Here is a 20,775-nt window from a genome sequence, read left to right as displayed (position 1 = left end):
GGCTTCATCCCACGATTCCAGCCGCGTGCCGACCGGCCACCGCGCATCGATACGCTTGCACGAGCGTCAGTTGAGTGGTGCAACTGGCACCGGGGGAAATTGATGTCTCAGGTTGATTTGCTCGCGGCGCGCCCATGGCGAACGGTGACCTTCACGACCTACGCCCTGAGCTTGGCGTTCTTCGAGAGTGTCGTGCTTGAAGGCCTGGTGCGGGGCGGTGGCGGCGACGCCCAAATCCTGGCCGACGTCGCCGGCGTCAGCGCCTGCCTGGGAGAGCATGGCGCGCGTGGCGCGGGCCGGGAGTACCAAGTCGAACCGGTCGCCGTTCGCCATGGGGTCTTCCATCCCAAGATCGGCGTTCTGCAAGGCGATGACGACGCCCACCTGCTTGTCGGCTCGGGCAACCTCACATTCGCCGGTTGGGGCGGCAACTTTGAGATGCTTGAGCACCTGCACCCCACCTTCGCCGCCACGGCCTTTCTCGACGCCGCCGGCTTCTTCGAACGGATGACCAGCCATGAGCGGCTGCGCCACGGCGCGCAAGATCGCTGCCTAGAGGTGGCCAGGAGCTTGCGCCGCGCCGTCGTGGGCCGATCCCAGGACGGCGCCATTCGGGTCTTGCACAGCCTCGACCAAAGCCTGGTGGATCAGATCGTCGGGTTGGCCGAGGAGCTGGGCGGCGCGCGCGGCCTGTTGATCGCCTCGCCCTATTGGGACAGCGGCGCGGTCGTGCGCCAGCTCCGCGATCGGCTTGGGCTCAAGGTCTTTTCGGCGCACGCTCATCCCGGCGGCACGGCGCGCGGGTCCGCGGCCAATTGGCCGACACTCGACCTGGATCGGCTGCAACCGGTTTGTCTCGACTTCGCGGCCGAGGATTCGCGCCGCCTGCACGCCAAGGCGTTCGAGATCGTCTGCCGGCGAGGCCGTCTGCTGGTGACGGGGAGCGCCAACGCCACCCAGGCCGCGCTTGGCGCCGGCGGCAATGTCGAAGCCTGCGTCGCCCGCCTTCAACGCCAGCGGCAGGTGGGATGGACGACGCAGCCGTCCGAGCCGCCCACGCCCAACAACGACGATCATGACGATACCGAGGCGCAAGTGACCTTAGGCGTCCTGCGGGCGGTGCTCGAAGGTGATCTGGTTCAGGGATGGGTTCTGACCTCGATTTCGGCGGGTCCCGCCTCGCTCGTCCAACTCACCAGTCACGGCCCGGTCTCGCTCGGTGCGGTCGATCTCGACGTCGATGGACGCTTTGCGTTTTCCGCGCCCACGCTGGAGATGCAGGCGTGGAACGTCGGGCGGCTGATCCTGCGCGTGGAGGGGGAGGACGGACGCGCCGCCCAGGGCTTTGTGTCCGTCGCCGCGGTCGCCAAGGCGTTGCGCCAAGCCGGCGCCATCGCGCCTCGTCTGCTGGCCCTGATCAGCGGCACCGAAACCCCGGCCGATGTCGCCGCGATCCTGGATTGGCTGCACGAGAACCCGGGTCGACTCGTAGACGCCAACGGCGGCTTTGGCGGCGCGAGCGCCGGCCCCTCCACCGCCTATTCAGAAGCGATGGTCGTGGTGGCCGATCTGGAGGAGGTCGTCACCCTCGATGGAAGGGTCACGACCGCGCCTGATCTTGCTCCAGGCCACCACGGCTGGCGGCGCTTCATCGACCAAATCCTGAGGGCGCTGCGCGCACCACGCGGTCCATTCGCCGATCTCGATGGGCCAGACGACGACACGCCCGACGACGACACGCCGATCGAAGAGGACGCGGCCGAGCGTGAACGCCGCCGCGCCGCGCAAATCGCCCGGACCTATGACGCCATGGAGGCGCTGGTCCACGGCCTCCTGGCGCCCGAGCGGGTCGAGCGCTTTGGTCTGATCGCCTTCGACATCGTCGCTTATATTTGCGCGCGCCTGGACCTTCCAGAGCACCGCGCCGTGGAATGGGTCGCTAAGGTCGTGGGCGTGCTGCACGCCAGCGCCCTACCCGCCTCTCGTCTGCAAGACGTCGCCGCCTGCTGCCTGCTGCTGCTTCAAGACCCCTCCGACATTTCAGGCGCAAGGCGGGTTCGCGCGACGCTCCATCGCTTCGGGCTGGAGATCCAGGCAGAGCCGCCCCGCTCCGATATGGAAGCTAGCTTCGTTCGGCCGGCGCGGCCGACACAGACCGTCGAGGCGCTCTGGCGGCGTGTCCAGGATGTGCGGACGCACGAGGAAATGGTCGCCGATTACGTGGCGGCGTTGCGATCGGGCGCGCCGACCTCGACCAGCGGAGCGCTGGAAGACTACGCCCCCGACGAATGGCCGACCCTCAAGCGCGCGTTCGATGGCGGCCGCTATCGCGATCAAATCCTGTTTGTCGGCCGCAACGCCCAGATCTGCCCGCGCTGCCAGATGGCCCTGCCGAGCGTCGAGGTTCAGAAATTTCGCTCCCATCTGGTGGCCACCGCCGCCAACTGCTGTGGCCGCGTAGTGCTCTTCAAAGGCGGCGCTCAATGACGACCATCTCCCTGGACGATCTTGTCGCCGCGGCCCAAGGCGCGGAGGACCCCAGCATTCCCGCACCCCTTGCGCCTCAGCTGGGAGGTGTCGATCCACTGGGCTTGCGGCAGGTGAACTTCGACATGATGGATCAGCTCCTGCCGGGGCTGAACAACGTCGCGCGGCGGGTGCGACCGTTCGTGGTGGTGGCGTGGGCCGCGCGCCAGGCCGCCCGCGTGGCCAAGACCTCCGGTCGCGCCGAAATCGGCGAGGACGAACTGCGCGATTTCGTCGATCGCATCGAGGTCGTCTACGCTTGGTCGCAGTTTCTGCGGGACCGCAACGCCGAACTGCCGGGCCGACAGGTGCTTGCGAGTCTGGTCAACGCGTCCGCCTATCGCTTCGGTGGCAAGCCCTGGCGACAGCGGCGCGAAACACGGCGCTACTCGACCGCCTTCACCGCACCCGTCAACTACGGCCCCGCACTCAAGGCGCTGGGATGGGTTTCACTCGACCCCGATCATCGCACCGTCCTTCGGGCGAGCGCGTCGGTTAGCCCCGCGCTGGACGCGTTCGAAGCGAAGATCGCCGACCATCTTGAGCATCCCGTCTTCAGTCAGTTGGGCGACGTGACGGCATCCTCCACGGAGGTCGGGGCCTGGTCGCACGCCTGGTCATTGGACGAGGTTACCACGGCCGAACAGGAGGTGTTCACCGAGCTGCTGATGGGCGCCGTGGCCCATCCTGCGCGCCGGCGCGGCGTTGCCCTGATGCTCGCGGCCACCCGCCACATTGAAAGCGACGACGTCGGCGCGGTTCGCGCCGCCATGGCGCAACGCCCGCCCACCTTTGACCTTGCGCCCGACGCCCGCGACACCGCCGCCCGTTGGCGTCAGCTGCAGGTGCGCCAGCTCTTTCGGCACACCTTGGAAAATCTGCTTCATTGGATCATCTGGACCCTAAGCGACGGCCCGATGAGCACGGCGCGGCTGGTCGAGACATTTGTCGCCGAGTGCGACAACTGGCCAAGCCAGGATGGACCGGCACCCTGGCGAAACGTGCCCCCGACGCAAGACCCCGTTGCCTTGATGGATCGGATCGAGGCGACTTCCGGCGACCCTCACGGGACGGGTTACGCGGTCGCTCTGGCCGACGGACTGGCCTTCTGCCTAGTCGAGCCTGTCGAGGACAAGCCGGACGGCGCGCGGGCCGACCGGTTGCCGGTCGGACGCGCCGTGCGCGAAGCGTCGGCCTGGTCGGGAGCGTCCGCCCCGGCGTTCATCAGCCACGTCCTGGAAGCCTGGGTTCTGGCCCAGCACGTCTACTGGTCCGTGGGGCGCGGCCTGACCGACGCGCGGGGCTCCGGCAATCAGATCTTGCGCCTGAAAGTGGTGCTGGATGAGAGCGGCTGGACGCTGGCGCCGGGCGTGAGGCTTGGAGACGCACCAATCCCAACGCCCGATAGGCTCGCCGCCGCGCTAAGCCTGACCCGAGAGTGCGGCGTTCTTGAAACGGTCGACCAGGGCACAAGCGCTCCCTAGCCCGGCCCCCTCACCCGCTGTGTCCTCAACGGCCCCATCCCGAAGGTCGACGGAAACGCCGCCCGAATTGATGAAATTGGCGACGGAGATAGCCAAGTCACGTTAACTTGCCGCCTGCAGTGAACAGGGATCGTGTCCAGCGAGATTTGGCGCGGATGCGACTCTGGATGGGGTCTGGCGGGGAATACAGTTGGATAATAATACGTCGAAGCAAACACAGGTCTCCAGTCGCGCGCGCCCCGTTCGAACCGCCTTTTTCGTCGATGTCGCCAACACAAGCCATGAGATCGTCGATGCGATCTTCGCCTATGGTTTTTCGATTTGGGGCGGAAGGTTTTCCTTGATCGTGCCCTGCGAGAATGGCGCCCCTATCAGCGAGTTTTGGCCGTGGTTGAGAACATACGACCCGGATCAGATCTATTCCTACGTCGACCTCGACCAAGCCGTGCAACAGCGAGTCCACGAGACGCTCTATCCGGCGGCGTTTCAATTCCATGGCCGCGAACAAGATGGACGCGCGCCAGGCCTCGCGCCCAACCCGCAGATAACGCCCCTGTCGGCCGCCTCCGTGCTGCCGCTTGCGGGATTGCCGGGTGGCTTTGACGGCGTGCGCGGCATCAAGATCGTGGGCGCGATGGGCACGGAGGAAAACGATCGGTTCTTGCGCGACAGTTTCGGCTACCCGCCACCTCAAACGCGCAATGCCATGCGCAACATCCTTTCTGACGCTGCCTCGATGCTGCTGGTGATCGCGGACGCCGATCTCCAACCCCGCCCCCGTTATGTCCACAATTCCGAGGCGACGACGCCGAACGTTGGCACACTGCTGACGATGATGGCCGACAACCGTCGCATCCTTGGAATGGCGCAGCTATCGGCGATGGCCACGCCGCGCCTGGATCTCAGTTCGCGTGGCTGGACGGATGCGTTCAACATCGTGGTGGGCGATACAGTCGCCGATCGCATCCTCTACTGGAACGCCAGGGCATTGATGTCGCCCTGGCGCGACGGCACCGATGTAGACCTGTGCATTCCGCGCGCGCACCTGGAGGATCCCGCCTTTATGGCCGGCCTGCGCGATTTCCTTAATCGCCGAAACCATGTGAACAACAATGGCGGCGGCGGTGGGGGCCCCTCTCGTGTGACGTTGCGATCGATCAGTCTGGACGACGGCGAATTGGAAGTGGTCGCCGGGACGATGCGGGCTGGTCAAAGCTGGGTACAGTTCAGTCACCAATCACTTGGCTCATTGGCCGACTGCGTACCCGACGCCCGCGCCACTGAACACGCCGATCTGATGGTCGGCCGGCCTGAGCTGCGCTCCACTAGTGGATGGACTGAGTCCCACGGCCTTGGGGACGAATTGCGGCTCATCCCGCCTTCGCCGGACCACCTGAGGCATGCGCCCGTCGCCCTGATCGATCAATCGATCGGAACCTGGGCGGTCGATCTCGATATCGCACGAGGAATCGACCATTCTCCCTATACAAATGTCCAGCACCGCTGGCGCCTCCCGCGCCGACTGCGCGTGACCCGGGCGTTCGTGGCCGGCTACCAGTTGGGCGGGCAGCACGGGGCGTGGATCTCCCCTCGGGTCTGTTCCGGCGGATTTCTGACGCTGTTTTCAGCCGCCAACGCCAAGCTGCCGAAGATCATCTTGCCGACCGACCTGCAGGCTATACGTACAGGGCTAGAGAGCGGCCGTGACTGGCCTCCTTTCGAGCGAGGGATAGATCAAATCTCCCCGGAGCAGGCCTGCTACGCGGCCGAACGCTCTAGCGCCGGGCGACACTTCTGGGGAGTTTATCAGCTTTTCGGCGGCATGAACGCGGCGAGATCGGTGCTGCTCAACGCCTTTTGGCGCAAGCAATTGGAGGCTTACGGCGCGACGGATCAGCGAACCGACGCCAGGCGCGATCGAGTCGAAAAGCGGCTCGCTCGCCGTCTCGGCAGCGGTGTTCTGGACCTGAGCGACGAAGGACACCTACAGACCCTCGCGGACATCGTGCTACAGGATGCCGATGTCGTGCGAATGACCCTGCCCTCGCTCGATTGGAGCGATTTTCACGACGACTTCCGGGGTATTCTAGCGAGGTTCAACGCCGACAACCCGGCGACCGAAGATTTGAACCTGGAGGAAGAGCTTCGTCTCAACCAGAACGCCCTGAGGGAATCTGTCCAGGGGCTGTGTGAGCGCGGGGTCCTGCATCAGGGCTACGAACATCGGTGCGAGAAATGCCTGCATCGAAGCTGGCTTGGCATCGGTGACCTGAAGCCTCGGATCATTTGCGAGGTCTGCCATGGCGATCAGCCCGCGCCGATCGACAGGCCCTGGCAGTTTCGGCTGAACGGCTTTCTGCGCGAAGCCTTGCAGCGACACGGCGTGGGACCCTTGTTTTGGGCGTTGGGCCGGTTGCAGCGGCACAACCAGAACTCCTTCTGGTTCGAAGGACCGCTCAACATCTATTTCGACGAGGTCTCTTTCGAGACCCGACGCCCGCAGACTGATATTGACCTCACCATAATCGACAACGGCCAGGTTCTGATGTGCGAGGTCAAGCAATCGACCCGACAGTTCAAGGATCCTCAGGGCTTGGCTAGAACAATGTCTCGGCTGAGGCCTGATATCGCCATGATCGCGGTGATGGAGCCGCTTAGTCCGGCTTTGACGACGAAGTTCGCGGCCTTTTCGACAGCGCTCGACGGCACGGGCATCAAACCCGAGTTGATGACCCTGGACGCAGAGACCGATATCGACGCTTCGCCCTATCTCTGATTGGTGTGGCCAAGCCGACGCTGGCGGCCATCCGCGCCCTCTCTTGATGCGTTCGTAGGTCGCTGCGGTCGGAATCGACATAAATTATCCGGCTCGTCTTGCAGTCCCGACAATTCGACGGTCCAGCTCATGCCTAATGACGACGAATTTCTTGAACGGATCGTCGCTGGCATTCACGCTGTCACAGCCAACGACGCCGACGTGCGCTGGAACGACAAGATCGGCGGCCGACAGTTCGACGTGTCCGTTCGCTTCAAGATGGGGCCGCTGCGCTACTTGGCGGTCGTTGAGGTCAAGAACCGGACCCGCAAGGCCTCGGCCGAAGACATCGAAGCCTTCATCACCAAGGCCAAGGACCAGAACGCCAACAAGTTGGTGTTCGTCACGGCCGCAGGCTTTCAAAGCGGTGCCAAGGCCGTCGCGCGCCGCCATGGCGTAGAGATCTTCACGGTGACGTTCGACACCGAAGCGGCCGCGATCTTGCCTGAACTCGGCGTCATCACGATTCCGCCGAAGGGGCCGGGGCCCCATCCGCCAATGGAAATGGGCGTGAGTGAACCGGTCCTTTCCGCAGTCGTCGACAAGGTGGTGGTCGAGTACGCCACGGGACGGCGTGTTGCGCTGACCGACGAGCAATCCCAGCTGAACTACTACACCCATAAGACCAAGCTCGCCGACGGCCGCACCTTGTACGAGGTCATCGCCCAGCCGTTGTTTGATTTGGAACTCCACGAGGTGCGCCATGGCGTGGCAGACTTCGATCCGCCGTTGGCCCTAGCGCCGCCCGACCGCTACGTCCTGGAACCTGGACTAGTCCACCGCCTGGAATGGCGGCTGACAGGCGAGTTCGCGCGCTTCATCACTGGCAACAGCATGATCGATCCGGGGGCCTTCAGTGTCCCCGTGGTCTACACCAATGCTCTGACGGACGAGGTGCTGCGTTTTGCCCTCCATCAACTCCCGCTCGGCGTAGAGTCGATCGTCGCGGGCAAGTTCTACTGCTGCCAGCAGCCGTTGCAGTACAGTTTCTGCGAGGCGGTCATGGGTGGTTGGGTGCGCATGCACATCGTGGAGAGCTTCCAGCTCGGCGAGTTGGTCACCTTTAGTGTAACCCTGACCCTACCGGACACGCGTCACCTGATCGAAGTGCGGGACAAGAAGCTGCTAGCTAGGCTTGAGGGCCGCTACACGGACCTCATGGCTGACCGCGCCACCCGCCAGGTTCGTCAATCCCCATAGTCATCGCTCCGTGTCGCGCTCAAGTCGGCGATATACGGTCGCCCGCCCGCACCCGATCAATTTAGCCACAGCTGCAGGGCGCATTTCCCCGGATCTTAAGAGGGGGCCGTAGTGGGCCCACTGCTCTCGGCTGATACGTTCCGGCCTTCCGAACCTCACACCCCGCGATTTGGCGGCTGCCCGACCCGCGCCCGTCCGCTGAAGGATCAGCGCCCGTTCGAACTCGGCAATGCCGGCGAAGACGGTCAGCACCATCTTCCCGGCTGGCGAGGTCGTATCGGCCCAGGGTTCGGCTAGAGACTTCAGACCGGCGCCAAGGTCGCCGATCGCGTCGGCAATCTCCAGCAGGTCTCTGGTCGAACGCGCCAAGCGATCGAGGCGAGTGACGACCACCACGTCGCCTTCGCGGAGTTGGCCAAGCAGTCGGTCAAGCTCCGGCCGGACCCGCTTGGCGCCGGAGATTTTCTCCTCGAACAATCGACGGCAGCCGGCCGCAACTAGGGCGGCCCGCTGGAGCCGCAGATCCTGGTCATCGGTGGAGACGCGTGCATAGCCGAGATTCATGAGGGTAGAGTCTCACAAGTCGTCTCACAAATCAAAGCTTGTGAGATAGACTTTTGAGACGCGCCCCACCCTGTTCATTCAACGAGGCATTGGCCGTCTCAAAAGTTAGGATTTATGAGACGCGCCCATCGATCTCAAAGTTCGTCATCTGTCGGCACAACTTAACGCAGACCCAACGCGACACCTCTAGGCTCACCCGTTCCAGATAGTTCAGTTGACCAGTATTGCGGGCTACGCCCTTCTGCTGATCCCTCAGGGTCTTCTGGCCGTCGAGCCGCCACAGCCACGCATAAAGCGCAAGCGCTTCCATTAAGGCGACTGGATTGCTCGAATCCCGCGCCGGCGAACGCGCGACGCTACCGCCTGCACATCGCACTGTCGGTATGCGGTGCCCTCCCGCCCGCGCCCTGAGACCCCAACACTTGGCGCCGCCGCATCGTCGCGCGCGAGCTAGCGAGCGACGGGGCGCGCTGTTCTTGGCAGGAAAGAAAGCTATACCATAGGCTGAGGACCACCCCGGGGAAGCCAGATGGTTTGGAAAGTCGTCTTTCTTTGCGCGCTTTTAAGCGCACCTATCGGCGCAATTGCCGCGCCCACCAAGCCCGCCCCCAAACCAGCCTCAACCAAAGCCGCCCCGGCAAAACCCAAGGCCGCGCCGGCGGTAGCCCGCAAGCCCAAGCCGGGGGCCAAGCCAGCGCCCAAGCCAGCCCTCTTCACGAAGGACGGGACATTGACCCGCGAAGGCCTGGCAGCACTGGCCTTTTCGGCGGCCGGTCGCGAGAGTGACAAGTTCGAAACCAACGATCTGGGGCGTCAGGTGATTGGGCGCGAGTTCATTTTCGCCCAGAGCCTAGCGGACGAGGACAGCAGCACCGAGACCAACGACGCCTATTGGCGGTACGACAAGTCCGCCCAGCAATTGACCCTGAGTTTCCGAAGCTACGTCCATTCGCTGTATCTGAAGTTCGAGTCCAAGAAGAGCGGCGAATACACCGGCCAGAACGCCTTTGGGGTGAAGGTCCGCATCAAGGGCTACACCGAGACCGAAGCCAAACTGACGCCGGTGGGCGGGACCGACTTCAACACCTTGAGCGTCACCCTCAACGCCGATCCGGTCGAGGGCCGCCGCCTCAGCCAGGAGGTCACCCTCCTGGTCCAGGGCGTGATCGATGCCGACTCCGACGGCGCGGTGACCTCATGCTCTGACGACCACGCCGGGGCGACGATCGACGATCCCATCGAGGTCTACACCTACAGCTGCGCGGTGACCGGCCGCGTGACGCATGTCGAGTTCTATGACCGCAAGAACAGCGCGGCTCTGGCGGAGTGGAACGCCGAGCCCGCAGCGGCCGCCAAGCCGTAGCCGCCTTATGGCCATGCGGCTTCGCATACCGAGGCAGGGCTGCCAATTGGCCACCAAGCGTCGACCGAGAATCCTGGACCTCGCCACCAACCGGGCTCCCGATGCTCGGCGCATAGCCCAGTGGCGGCTTTTGCGGGTGGTTCATGCCCCGCACCCAGCCTCACCGGCCCCGAGGTCGGGTACGCCGACTAGCGCCATCTGCGGACTGTGGCTTGACGTCAGAAAAAGGACACTCAACGGTGGAGCAAGTGTAGTCGCCGACGAGGATAGGGCTCCCAACGGCTATCGAGTGTTGAATTAGCTGTTAAGCTCGCACCATGATCCTCACGCCGGAAGCCCTCTATTTGCAGCTTGGCCGACTCGTCGCGGACATGCCCGACTTCGTTGGGCCAGGGCCTGTCACCGATGCGACCAACGCCTGGCTGGGTCGGGCGGCGGCGTTGGTCGATCAGAACGCGGACTTGGCGGACAAGATGTCGTTCAAGGTCGCGGCGCAAAATCTCACCGGCACTCTCCACGTCGGTAACGTTCAGACCATAAAGTCGGTCGTCCATGCCGCACTCGCCCGCGCCGAACTGGCTGCGCCGCTGAGTGTCCAAGGTGCCTTTATCCAGGCTGGCGGGACCTTTGACGCCTTCGTGGCGTTCGGCAAGGCCGTGGAGAGCGCCACCGTCGACGTGATGATCGTCGATCCCTACGCCGACGCCAAAGCTTTGACCGATTTCGCCGTGCAGGCGCCGGAAGGCGTCGCCATGAGGATTTTGGCTGATGCGGAGTATCGCAAGGCAACGCTGAAGCCGGCGACGGAAAGCTGGCAAGCTCAACACGGTGCCTCACGACCGCTGGAGGTTCGGCTGACGCCCAAGAAGGCGCTGCACGACCGCCTGATCTTCGTCGACAACAAGCTGGTGTGGACCCTTGGTCAGTCTCTGAACGCCATCGCCGCCCGCGCGCCGACCAGCATCGTGCGAGTGGACCCTGAAACCGCCGCCCTCAAGGTGGCGGCCTATGAGGACCTGTGGGCGACGGCGACGCCCATCTAAGACGCTTGCGCCCACGATAGAGACACCCGCACCATGGAAAACACGCAGGCCGGCGTCGTCGAGTTCCTTGACTATTTCTGCGATGAGCGAACCAAGGTCGACTACGCCTTGCTTATCAACGCGCCTTGGGGCGCGGGCAAGACCCGGTTCATCGGCGATTACATCAAGCGTCACGACGACAAGAACACGCGCACCGACCCTCTTCAGCCCAACACACTGTTCGTCAGCCTGTTTGGGCTAAAGACATCGGGCGAAGTGCGGGACGCGCTGTTCGCCGCCGCGCACCCATACCTGTCGTCCGGCATCGCCAAGTTCGCTGGAACGCTGAGCAGTAGCCTGATCGACAAGTACGTCGGCTTGAAGATCGACAAGGACACGTTCAAGGCGGCGGATATCGTCAAGATCGACGCCAAGATCATCGTCTTCGACGACCTGGAGCGAACCGCCATCCCGATGGGCGAGGCCCTAGGCCTGATCAACAGCTTCATCGACGCAGACCCGAGCAAGGGCTTCAAGGTCATCGTGATCGCCAATGAGCAGGCGATCAAAGGTGAGGCGCGAGCAGCCTACCTCGATCAGAAGGAAAAGGTGATCGGCCGTACACTCACCGTCCAGGCTGACGCGGCGACGGTGTTTGACGAGTTTGCTTCGGAGATGCCAACTCCGGCCGCGAAAACCGCAGCTCTAAGCGGACGTGAGGCTGCGTTGCGGGTTTTCCAGGCCAGCGGCTCGCCCAATTTTCGCAGCCTTCGCCAGGCGTTGGCTGACTTTGACCGCCTCGTCGACAAGCTTGATCCGCGGCTTGCGGCTTCGCCTCAGGCTCTGGGAAAGCTGCTGCTCTTCTTGGTGGCGGTGGGGGTCGAGATGCGCCGTCAGGGCCTCAGCACCGAACAGGTGTCGGGTCTCGACGAGCATCTCAACCGCTTCATGCTCGGGCCGGAAGAGCAGCCCGAAACGTACCGTGTGCGAACTACTATCGGCGCCTATGCGGATGTGGACTGGCGTGACCCGATCGTCCCGACTGAGGTGCTGGCGGACTTGATCGCCAGCGGCATCCTCGATCGCAACAACGCCGACGCGCACTTGAGTACGCACCCGCTGATCGTCGGCCCAGCCTCCTCGCCGAGCTGGCGTGTTATGTGGGATTGGCGTGATCTCTCGCCCGCCGAGTATCATGATGTCCGCAATCGCGTGATCGAGGACTTGGCGGCTGGCGCTTTCAAGCGTCCTGGCGAGATCCTCCATGTCGCGGGTCTAATTATCGAGCTGGCGCTCGCCGACGATCCTCTGTTTCCCGACGTCGTCACGACCTTCAAACGCTATGTAGACGAGCGCGAAGCGGCGGGCGATCTGGCGCCCGATATCCGGCAGTTCGAGGAACCGGAAAGAGACGGTTTCGGCAGCTACGGCTTCCGATCAATCTCGTCCGAGGCGTTTGGGGAAATCTGGCGTTACCTCAGATCGGCCACGGAGTATGCGCAAGCCGAGGCGCTGCGAACGGCGGCGGGCGACTTCCTGGCGTCACTCAACGCTAACGAGCCCGTTGGCGATCGTCTCCTGCGCCCGGTGGACCTCGGCGGTGGATGTGAGGGCGACGCTTTCCTGCACAACCTCGACGTTGGCGTGTTCGCCGACGCCGTCCTGCGACGCGATAAACTAGACAAGTCGCTGCTGATGGCTTTGGCGCGGCGATACACCTTTGCGGGAACCAGCGGCAGCCTTGCGCCTGAGCGAGACTGGGTCGAGGCACTCTATGCCGAACTGCGGGCACGCGCCACGGCCGCCCCTGCCCCACTCAGTACAGCTTGGCTCCAAGCTCTCGCCTACTACTTCGAGCCAGTGGTTGATAACTTCAAACGGGCTACCGTTACGGGCTGACTGCCCGGGTGCGCCATGAGGGGACCTTGGCCCTCCTCCAGAAATGCGACGTTCGTGGGAATGGATCCTGATGCTCACCGTGAAAGTCAGGCAGCGGTTGCCATGATCCTGGCGTCGATCTCCAGGACCGCGTCGATCAAGACTTGCAATGTCCGGCCTTTGAAATCCGACCAGGCTAGGCTGACATTGGTGACCTGAGCCTCGAACAAAAGGCCCTTGGCCTGGTTGGCCGTCAGCAGGTCGCGACTGAACAACGTGACCCACTGCACGCCCATGGGTTTGACCAAGCCGGTGAACAATCCAGGTTGGGCCAAGGCCGCCTCATAGACCTGGACGCGCGTGGCCGGATCGCCCGGTCCCAAGATTAGCGACACATTCACGCGGCCCGGCGTTCCGGCGTAGGTCTTGGCCTCGAACAATAGACCTCTGCCGGTCTTCGACCATTTGGCCGGGTCGCCCTTGATCGCCGCAAGGCGCTCGTCCCAGGCCTCCGGCGCAAACCTGAAGATGCTGCCCAGATTGCTGTCTTCGACCAGGCCTTCCGTCCCCAAAACGCTATCGCGCACGGGGGTCAGAAGGCTGGCGGGCGCCGGGCGACTGTCAAAGATAAAATCGAAGGCTTCCTTGTGGCGTTCATAGAGCGTGACTGCCAAAGCTCGAAGCTTGTCGTCCTGCACGATGTGCCTCCGTAGCATTTCCACGTAGTGGCGAATGACCAGCGCGGTCTCGCTTGGCGCGGGCGCGTGAGGCTGGGTAACCAGATCCTCCAATGTCGAGGCCAGGTCGGCATAGTCGTATTCGACGTAGCCGTCGTGATCGGCGGTCGCGCCGTCCGGCGTCAGAAAGACCAGGAGATGGCAATGATCAGGGAAAGCCTGCTGGAGGCGCTCACTATACCGCTTGAGTTGGCCGACGCCTGCTTTGGCCCCGATCTTGTTCTCGATCGCCACGACGAGTTGTAGGGTCGGTAATTCGATGAGGATGTCGATGCTGTCGCGTTCGCGATAGACGATGGCGTCGTCCAATTCGCCGGCGATCAGCTCCAAAGTCATAATGGGCCGCTCCAGCGGCGGGATACGCGACAAGACCCTGCGCAGAAACATCGCCAGAGGTCGCGCGCCCAGACCGTGAGGCCGGCTGGGCGAGAGCAGATAGCCCAGAAAGTTGGAATGGCGCAGCTCGCCGCGGATCGCGCCCACGGCCTCGAAGAGGTTGAACGGCGACATCCGCCGATGGATCTCCAGAAAGTCCGGGTCGTCGAACAGACAACCCAAGCGGCCTTCCATGGCGATCGCCCAGGGCATGGCCTCGATCTTCGTCTGCGTCATCGTGCCTCCGCGCGCGCAACCTGCTGGGGCGCGGGTCGGCTGGCAAGACCACAAGCTCGACCTGAGCCGGGAATCGGCCCGGTATGGTTGACATTGTTTCCTGCGCCCTCGTATCGCGATGGCGCGTTCAACATGATACCGTGCGTCGAAGGTTCCTGCTTCGTCCCCATGCGCAGGATGATGAAATGGCCCGAAGCGATCTTCTCGTCTCTCTCGTTCGCGCTGGCGCCGCCGGCGATCGTTCGCTGTTGAACTCCACGGTCGAAGCGATCGTCGCGGAGGAGAAGACACGTAGCCATCACGTCCTGGCCGATCGACTGCAGCGGGCGTTGCAATCGGTTCCCGTGACGACCTCGGCGGAAATGCGCCGCCCACAGTCCGGCGGCCGCGACTTCGTCATCGAGTCCGAGCCGCGCGTGCGGATCGACGATCTGATCCTGCCCTTGCCCGTCGAGCGTCTGGCGCGGCAATTGATCGAAGAGCAGTCGCGCTCCGACCTCCTGCGCGCCCAGGGCTTGCAGCCGCGCCACCGGGTGCTGCTGTCGGGACCGCCGGGCAACGGCAAGACCTCCGTGGCCGAGGCGCTCGCCGAGGCCCTGGCCTTGCCATTGCTGACCGTCCGCTACGACGCCTTGGTCGGCGCCTATCTGGGTGAGACCAATGCCCGGATGGCCAAGCTCTTCGAATATGCCCGGGCCACGCCCTGCGTTCTGTTTTTCGACGAATTCGACGCCGTGGGTAAGGAGCGGGGCGACGTCCACGAGACCGGCGAAATCAAGCGGGTGGTGTCGTTCCTGCTGATGCAACTGGACCAATTGCCAAGCTACGTGGTGGCCGTCGCCGCAACCAACCATGCGGAATTGTTGGACCGGGCCGTGTGGCGGCGCTTCCAACTGCGGCTGGACATGCCCGCGCCCGACGCGGCGCGGCGCGCGGTCCTGGTGGCGCGCTTCTTTGATGCCTGGCCGGAGTCCGCGGGCCTCAGTCCAGAGCGCCTGGCCGAAAAGCTGGGGGCGGTAAGCTTCGCCGAAGTTTTCGAATTCTGCCAAAACGTGCGACGACGTCATATTCTAACCCAGGGTGGCGAGTCGCTCCGTGCGCTCGTCGCCGAGGAAATCGAACTTTGGGCGTCGCGCGTCGCGCCGTGGGGCAATGGCGAAACTTCCGCAATATCCTCTGCTGCGCCTGGATCCGCCAAAGCCCGGCGAACGCCAAAAGCGTAAGCCGGGCTTCGCGCCGCCGCGCCGCTTTACCCCGGCCGAGCAGGTCGGACGGCCAGCAGGGCAAGCCTTGCAACGCCTGGCCCAAGCCTTCGGGGCCGGTCGCGACCCGCTCGAACTGCGTGCCGATCCCGACGGCTTGGCCCCCGAGCGCTTGCTGGTCTTCGAGCTGACCGACGATGTGAGCAACTTCGCGCGGGCGGCCGCGGCCGTGCCCGGCCTGGAGTTCATCGCCGCCGAAGGCCTGGAGGCCGACGAGCACGACAAGAACCCGTCGCTTTATCTGATGATCCCGGACGCGATGGCGTTGCGCCAGATGGTGACGTTGTGGACGCGCTTCCGCGCCGGTCAGGCGTTGCCGGCGGGAATGACGCCCTGGCGCGACCTCTTTGCCCAGCTCCGCGACCTGCGCCCGTGGGGCCCGCAGGATCGGGTCTCGCCCGAGGACGCCGCGGTCCTCGCTGAAGAGCGCGCTGACGCCCGCGGCATGGTGCGCCTGGAACTGGAGCTGGTGTATCGGACCCAGGTCGGCGTCGAGGGTCAGGCCCTGACCGCCCTGGCCGCGTCGGGCGGGGCCCTGATCGCCCGCAGCCGGGTCGACGGCGCCAAGTATCACGCTCTGCTCGTCGATGTGCCCAAGGCCGAACTCGACCGTGTGCTGGCCCAGGGCCAGGCGGGCCTGGTGGCGTCTGAATCGGTGATGCACATCCGCCCCCAGAGCGCGGTGCAGATCTCGACCTTCGAAAGCCAGGCCTTGGCGCCCGGCGAGATCTTCCCGCTGCCCGACGGCGACCCGATCGCGGCGGTGTTCGACGCCGTGCCCCTGGCCGGCCACCCGCGTCTGGCCGGCCGGCTATCGGTCGATGATCCGTTCGATCTGGAGCCTCGCGCCGTGGGGCCGCGCCAGCACGGCACCGCCATGGCCTCGGCCGTGGTGCACGGCGATCTGGGCGCCGCGCCGCTCGCGCCGCTGACCCGCCGGGTGTTCTTTCTCAACGTCATGTACGCGCCGCAAGACCTGGGCGAGGCCGAACGCTTTCCCGATCGCTTGCCTGCCGACCTCTTCGAGACGGCCCTGCTGCGGATGAAGGCCGGGGAGGATCCGGCCGCGCCCAGCGTGATCGTGGTCAACGCCTCACTGGGCGATCGCAACAAGCCGTTCGCGGGCCGGATGTCGGGATGGGCCCGCGTACTCGACCACTTGGCGCACGCCTACGGGGTGCTGTTCATCGTCAGCGCCGGCAATCAGCTGGACGACCTGGTCAACGAAGAGATGAGCACCATCGCCTTCGAGGCGCTGGACGCGGGGCAGAAGGCGCGGGCGGCTTTGCGCGCCAGCGCCGCGGCGATCGCGCGCCGCCGCATCTTGGCCCCGGCCGAATCCATGAACGCCCTGACGGTGGGAGCCCTGCATAGCGACAGCTTTGTCCCCGGCGCCCTGCCGGCGTCGACCTTCGACGTCTGGGCCGATACCGGCCTGTGCACCATTTCCAGCGGCCTGGGTCCGGGTTTCGGCAACGCGGTCAAACCTGACGTTCTGGCGCCGGGCGGCCGGCATCATGTTCGTCTCTTGCCCGCGGGCGCGGGTCATCGGCTACGGCCGATCGGCGCCAACGCCGCTCTGCTGGGCGGGATCGGCGTGGCCGCCCCGCCCAGCGGCGCCGACCTCAATCCCGACCGCACGTCGCGCACCGTCGGCACCAGCGTCGCGGCCGCCTTGCTGACCGGCGTGGCGGCCCGCGCCCACGAGGCCCTGGAAGCCTCCTATGACGACTTCCTGACCTTGCCCGGTCCGCAGCGGGCCGCCCTGCTCAAGGCCTTGCTGGTGCACGGCGCGCGCTGGACCGAGGCCCGTGACCTGATCCTTGAGATTCTCGGCCCGTCCGACAATCGCCAGCACGTGCGCCAGAAGGATAATATCCGTCGCTATCTCGGCTATGGGGCCGTCGACGCCCAAAAGGTTCTCGACTGCGCCAGCGACCGGGCCACGCTGTGGGCCGTCGGTCGGCTCGTGAAGGAACAGGCCCATACCTTCGCCGTCCCGCTGCCGCCGGTGATGTCCGGCAAACCCCTGCCCCACGAACTGTCGATGACCATCGCGTGGTTCTCCCCGCCGCGGGTCGGAACCGCCAACTATCGCGGCGTGCGGTTGCGGCTGGTGGAGCCGGGCGAAGCCGCCGCCGAGTTCGCGGTCGGCGCGGCGGGCGAGCAACCCGACGCCAACCAAATCCATCGCGGCACGGTCATCCACCGACGCTGGTCGGGAGACAAGGCCGCCGCGCTCGGCGCGAACGCCACGTTCGAACTGATGCTTCAGCGCCAGCCCGACGAGATCGACGAGCCGATCAACTATGCGGTCGTGACCAGCCTGGCCATGCCGGGCGTCGCGGAGGTCTACACCCAGGTTCGCGATCGTGTGGCAGTGAAGCCCAAGGTCGCGGTGCCGGTCTAGGCGGTCGAGACGGGTTGGACGGCGTCAGCTCCCAGCTCTAGTCGATTTCGGGACCCTCTTTGGTGAGGCGCAGCCTGTAACGTTTGTCGCCGCCAAACTTCTCTGCCTTGCGCGACGCCATCACCAGGTCGAACGCGACGCCGCCCGGGCCCTTGGCTATGCCGATGACTTGAATCCGAAAGTGATCCGTAAACTCCGGGCTATGCAGACGGTCCTCAAGACTGCGCGAAGCAGGAGCGTGGGGGTGACGCAACCCCTCCAGCGTCAGGATCGCCAAATAGGCCGTGCGCGCGGTGACGTTCCGAGAACTGCCCAGACGCAGCGCTTGCGCGGCGATTAAAAGCCAGAGGCTGGCGCCTGCGCTCTCGTCCATCGCCGCCAGGTCGCGCACGCTGACGCAGAGTTCATGATGCTCGGCGAGTCTCTGAACGACAGCCACCGCATCGGCCTGCTCGGTAAGCACAAGGCGTTGCACATGGTCGAGTCTCGCATCCTGTACAGACAGATACCTTCCAGCGCGGACATCAGCGGTGGGCGACTCCACGTCCAAATGCAGCACCTGATCGTCATTGCGGTTGGACAGGGTCAACGCGGTGTCGACGCCCCAGATATAACGGCCGCGACCGCCAGCCATGCGCCGCTCGGTCTCGGCTTCGCTGCGCCGCGATTTGGTGATGTACCAGCCTAGGTTCGAGAGCCAGGTGATTGAGGTTTCTAGATAGTGCTCCATCTCCGGCGCGTCTTGCACGGTCGTGGGGTCAAAGACGGCGGCCATCCCAAAGCGCGATCCCAGGACGACGCCCCCGGCGCTCAAGGTTCTCACACGCGGAAACAATAGCCGGGCTGTTTCTCGCGCTCTGTCCGTGGAGAACCCGCCATCAGATCGCAGTCCGTCCGCACTCGACAGACCCAAGGTCGCCGCGCGGGAAAAAAGGTGGCCCCAGATCGAATACGACGGCAGATGGCGGGACGCGCGCGCGCGCAAGAACACGAGCCGACGCCTTTCTCGGGCGTAGTTCGAAACCTCCCGCCAATGCAGGCTGCAAAATTCAATCGCGTCGGACAGGACGGTAGGCAAGGACATGGCGGCGCCGGCTCCCCCGCCAAAGGCCCTCTCGTCTTGTGGGAATGGAACCAGGATCGTGGCGAAGGACCTCAGCTTGTGCCCACCCACCCAGGCTTCCATGGGCCTGGGACCACCATCCCGGTCGTAGACCAGGATAAGGATATCGTGGGGCAGACCGCCGGCCAGATGATCGATGAATTCGACATCGCCGATGCTAACGACCACCAGTTTTGGACCCGCGAACTCGCGCGCCACAGCAAGGAAGTGGTCCATTTCATTGGGCGCGAAGAGCGCCGCGCCCATGCCCTTGCCTTTACTTCGTAGGACGCCCGCCCAGAGCCTGGGTCCGACTAGGACTCGGGCGCGACGCATCAACGCTTCGTCATCAGGATCGATCTCGGTCTCGATCGGATCCAGTTTCGTCGCCGCGTCCGTCCGAACTCTGTCGCGGTCGAGGTTTGGCAGCAACATTCCGCGAAGGTCCTGGCCGCGAAGGTCCGTCCCGTCCAATGGTGTGCCAATATAGAAGGTTCTTGGATCGGCGTTGGCGATCTTGGCCAGAGTGCGCAAATCAGCCGTATCAGCCGTCAAGACCGCCTCGATCGCGGCGGTCCAATCGTCGTCCCCGCCACGCTCGCTCATTGATCTTCCCCGACGGTCGCTTCCGCCAGGCACATCTCCGCATAGGGCTCGTCAAGCGCGCCGTGAACCAACCCAGCCTTCATAAGCCGGTCGCGGATGACGGCCTCAGCGGCGGCGATCCGGTTGCGATGGGTCGGCGACTGACTGAGCTTATGCCAGAGCTTGGCGTCCTTAAGCACGATGTCACTGATCACCAGGTCCTCGCGAAGGCACCGGACCTGTACGCGGACTGTCGGCTCGATGCCTTTTTCACGGTCCTTGCGGGTGTCGCGGACCTTCAATCTGGGCGCATCTCCCGCGTCCCAGGGGTGCCCCTCTAGACGCTCGCCATCCAACGCCGGCGTCACCACCCAGCGGTAGTCCCCGTCTTCGGTCTTGCCCTGACACACCATCAGTGAGGCCGTCTGTCGTGTGCTCGTCGTCGTCGCGCTGCGGGCCGCTTGCGCAGAAGCATTTGCCGAGGCCTTAGCCTCCGCTTTGGGGCCCTTGGCCGATACGCCAGCAAGCAGACTTCCCCCCGCAGCAATTTTGGTCGCCGACGTGCGAGTCTTCGTCGACTTGACCCGCGACGCGGCGTCGTTGACGCGAGCCACTGACGCCTTATCGACGGCCGCCGGCTCGGTTTCCGGCACGATCACAACGACCTCGGCGCGCTTGAGGCTCAGCCTGAATCGAACCTTTTCCTCGACGTCCCCGCCAACCCGCGACGCACCGAAGGCCACATCGACGTGAAGCGTGAACCGGCCCTGCTTGTCGGGAGCGCCCTTCCAGGCGTCTAAGCCGACTAGGTCGGCCAAGGCGCGGCGGCGATTGTGCTCGGCCATTGGATCCCCATGAACACGCGATCAAAGGCGATCGCTCAGAGCGGGAAAGCTTGACCTTTCGCGCGATAGCTGTCCATCGCGAGGCCTGCTCGACGGTCTGACGAGGAAGCTGGATGGTTGGCACACTCGAGCACTTAAAGGCGCGGTTGCCGCCGACCTGCGCCAACTGCCGACTTTGGCTTGCCCGCAGGAAGCGGGCAAGCCCTGGTAGACACTCACGGTCACGTCCGATCCTCCCGGTCGATCCGAAGGTCTGTATCGCCAGCCGGGCAGCACAAGGAGCTAACCGAAGGTTTGCTGCAACAGTGGACGACCAAGGATGCCGACGGACGCGGCGACGATTTTGGACCTAAAGCACGCGCGATCACGA

At 64.5% G+C, this 20,775-nt stretch carries 13 protein-coding genes; 9 read left to right on the top strand and 4 right to left on the bottom strand.

Annotation, left to right across the window (positions count from 1 at the left end; all coding sequences use genetic code 11):
* Positions 1-102: 102 nt before the first annotated feature.
* The 4 genes from ASD47_RS01710 to ASD47_RS01695 all read left to right on the top strand — a co-directional run bounded on the left by ASD47_RS01710 (position 103) and on the right by ASD47_RS01695 (position 8,025).
* The gene (locus tag ASD47_RS01710; protein WP_156402062.1) at positions 103-2,487 is read left to right on the top strand and encodes a hypothetical protein; all 2,385 of its coding nucleotides are present in this window, start codon (positions 103-105) and stop codon (positions 2,485-2,487) included.
* A complete protein-coding gene (locus tag ASD47_RS01705) occupies positions 2,484-4,010 on the top strand; it encodes a hypothetical protein (protein WP_056750656.1) in 1,527 nt (508 codons plus the stop codon). Before ASD47_RS01710 ends, ASD47_RS01705 begins: the two co-directional genes overlap by 4 nt.
* A 190-nt stretch (positions 4,011-4,200) precedes the next feature.
* On the top strand, positions 4,201-6,786 hold the full coding sequence (locus tag ASD47_RS01700; protein WP_156402061.1) for a hypothetical protein: 2,586 nt from the start codon (positions 4,201-4,203) through the stop codon (positions 6,784-6,786).
* Positions 6,787-6,915: 129 nt separating this feature from the next.
* A complete protein-coding gene (locus ASD47_RS01695) occupies positions 6,916-8,025 on the top strand; it encodes a restriction endonuclease (RefSeq protein ID WP_056750648.1) in 1,110 nt (369 codons plus the stop codon).
* Here ASD47_RS01695 and ASD47_RS01690 read toward each other — a convergent pair whose 3' ends face one another.
* Positions 8,026-8,589 carry a recombinase family protein gene (locus tag ASD47_RS01690; RefSeq protein WP_056750645.1) on the bottom strand — a complete coding sequence of 188 codons (564 nt, stop codon included), beginning with the start codon at positions 8,587-8,589 and terminating at the stop codon, positions 8,026-8,028.
* A 730-nt stretch (positions 8,590-9,319) separates the two neighbouring features.
* On the opposite strand from ASD47_RS01690, the gene ASD47_RS01680 reads away from it, so the two are divergent.
* From ASD47_RS01680 to ASD47_RS01670, 3 genes are all read left to right on the top strand, one after another.
* Positions 9,320-9,952 carry a hypothetical protein gene (locus tag ASD47_RS01680; protein ID WP_056750639.1) on the top strand — a complete coding sequence of 211 codons (633 nt, stop codon included), beginning with the start codon at positions 9,320-9,322 and terminating at the stop codon, positions 9,950-9,952.
* 317 nt (positions 9,953-10,269) lie between these two features.
* Positions 10,270-10,995, top strand: coding sequence for a hypothetical protein (locus ASD47_RS01675; protein ID WP_056750636.1), 726 nt, complete (start codon positions 10,270-10,272; stop codon positions 10,993-10,995).
* A gap of 33 nt (positions 10,996-11,028) precedes the next feature.
* On the top strand, positions 11,029-12,873 hold the full coding sequence (locus ASD47_RS01670; RefSeq protein ID WP_056750633.1) for a P-loop NTPase fold protein: 1,845 nt from the start codon (positions 11,029-11,031) through the stop codon (positions 12,871-12,873).
* Positions 12,874-12,959: 86 nt separating this feature from the next.
* On the opposite strand, the gene ASD47_RS01665 is transcribed toward ASD47_RS01670, so the two are convergent.
* Complete coding sequence (locus ASD47_RS01665) at positions 12,960-14,201, bottom strand: PD-(D/E)XK nuclease family protein (protein ID WP_056750630.1); 1,242 nt, start codon at positions 14,199-14,201, stop codon at positions 12,960-12,962.
* Positions 14,202-14,386: 185 nt separating this feature from the next.
* Here ASD47_RS01665 and ASD47_RS01660 point away from each other — a divergent pair, with 185 nt between their 5' ends.
* Positions 14,387-15,424, top strand: coding sequence for an AAA family ATPase (locus ASD47_RS01660; RefSeq protein WP_056750626.1), 1,038 nt, complete (start codon positions 14,387-14,389; stop codon positions 15,422-15,424).
* Positions 15,425-15,491: 67 nt separating this feature from the next.
* Positions 15,492-17,873: a S8 family peptidase gene (locus tag ASD47_RS01655; RefSeq protein ID WP_056750623.1), complete on the top strand. Its 2,382-nt coding sequence runs from the start codon at positions 15,492-15,494 to the stop codon at positions 17,871-17,873.
* A gap of 37 nt (positions 17,874-17,910) precedes the next feature.
* Here the strand turns inward: ASD47_RS01655 and ASD47_RS01650 are convergent, their stop codons facing one another.
* Complete coding sequence (locus tag ASD47_RS01650) at positions 17,911-19,581, bottom strand: hypothetical protein (RefSeq protein WP_056750621.1); 1,671 nt, start codon at positions 19,579-19,581, stop codon at positions 17,911-17,913.
* On the bottom strand, positions 19,578-20,405 hold the full coding sequence (locus tag ASD47_RS01645) for a hypothetical protein (RefSeq protein WP_056750620.1): 828 nt from the start codon (positions 20,403-20,405) through the stop codon (positions 19,578-19,580). Before ASD47_RS01645 ends, ASD47_RS01650 begins: the two co-directional genes overlap by 4 nt.
* Between the last annotated feature and the right edge of the window lie 370 nt (positions 20,406-20,775).

This window comes from Caulobacter sp. Root1472 (assembly GCF_001426985.1).
In the GTDB taxonomy this organism is placed as follows: domain Bacteria; phylum Pseudomonadota; class Alphaproteobacteria; order Caulobacterales; family Caulobacteraceae; genus Caulobacter; species Caulobacter rhizosphaerae.
Note: the sequence above shows the minus strand (reverse complement) of the source record. Positions and strands in the feature narration are given on the sequence as shown.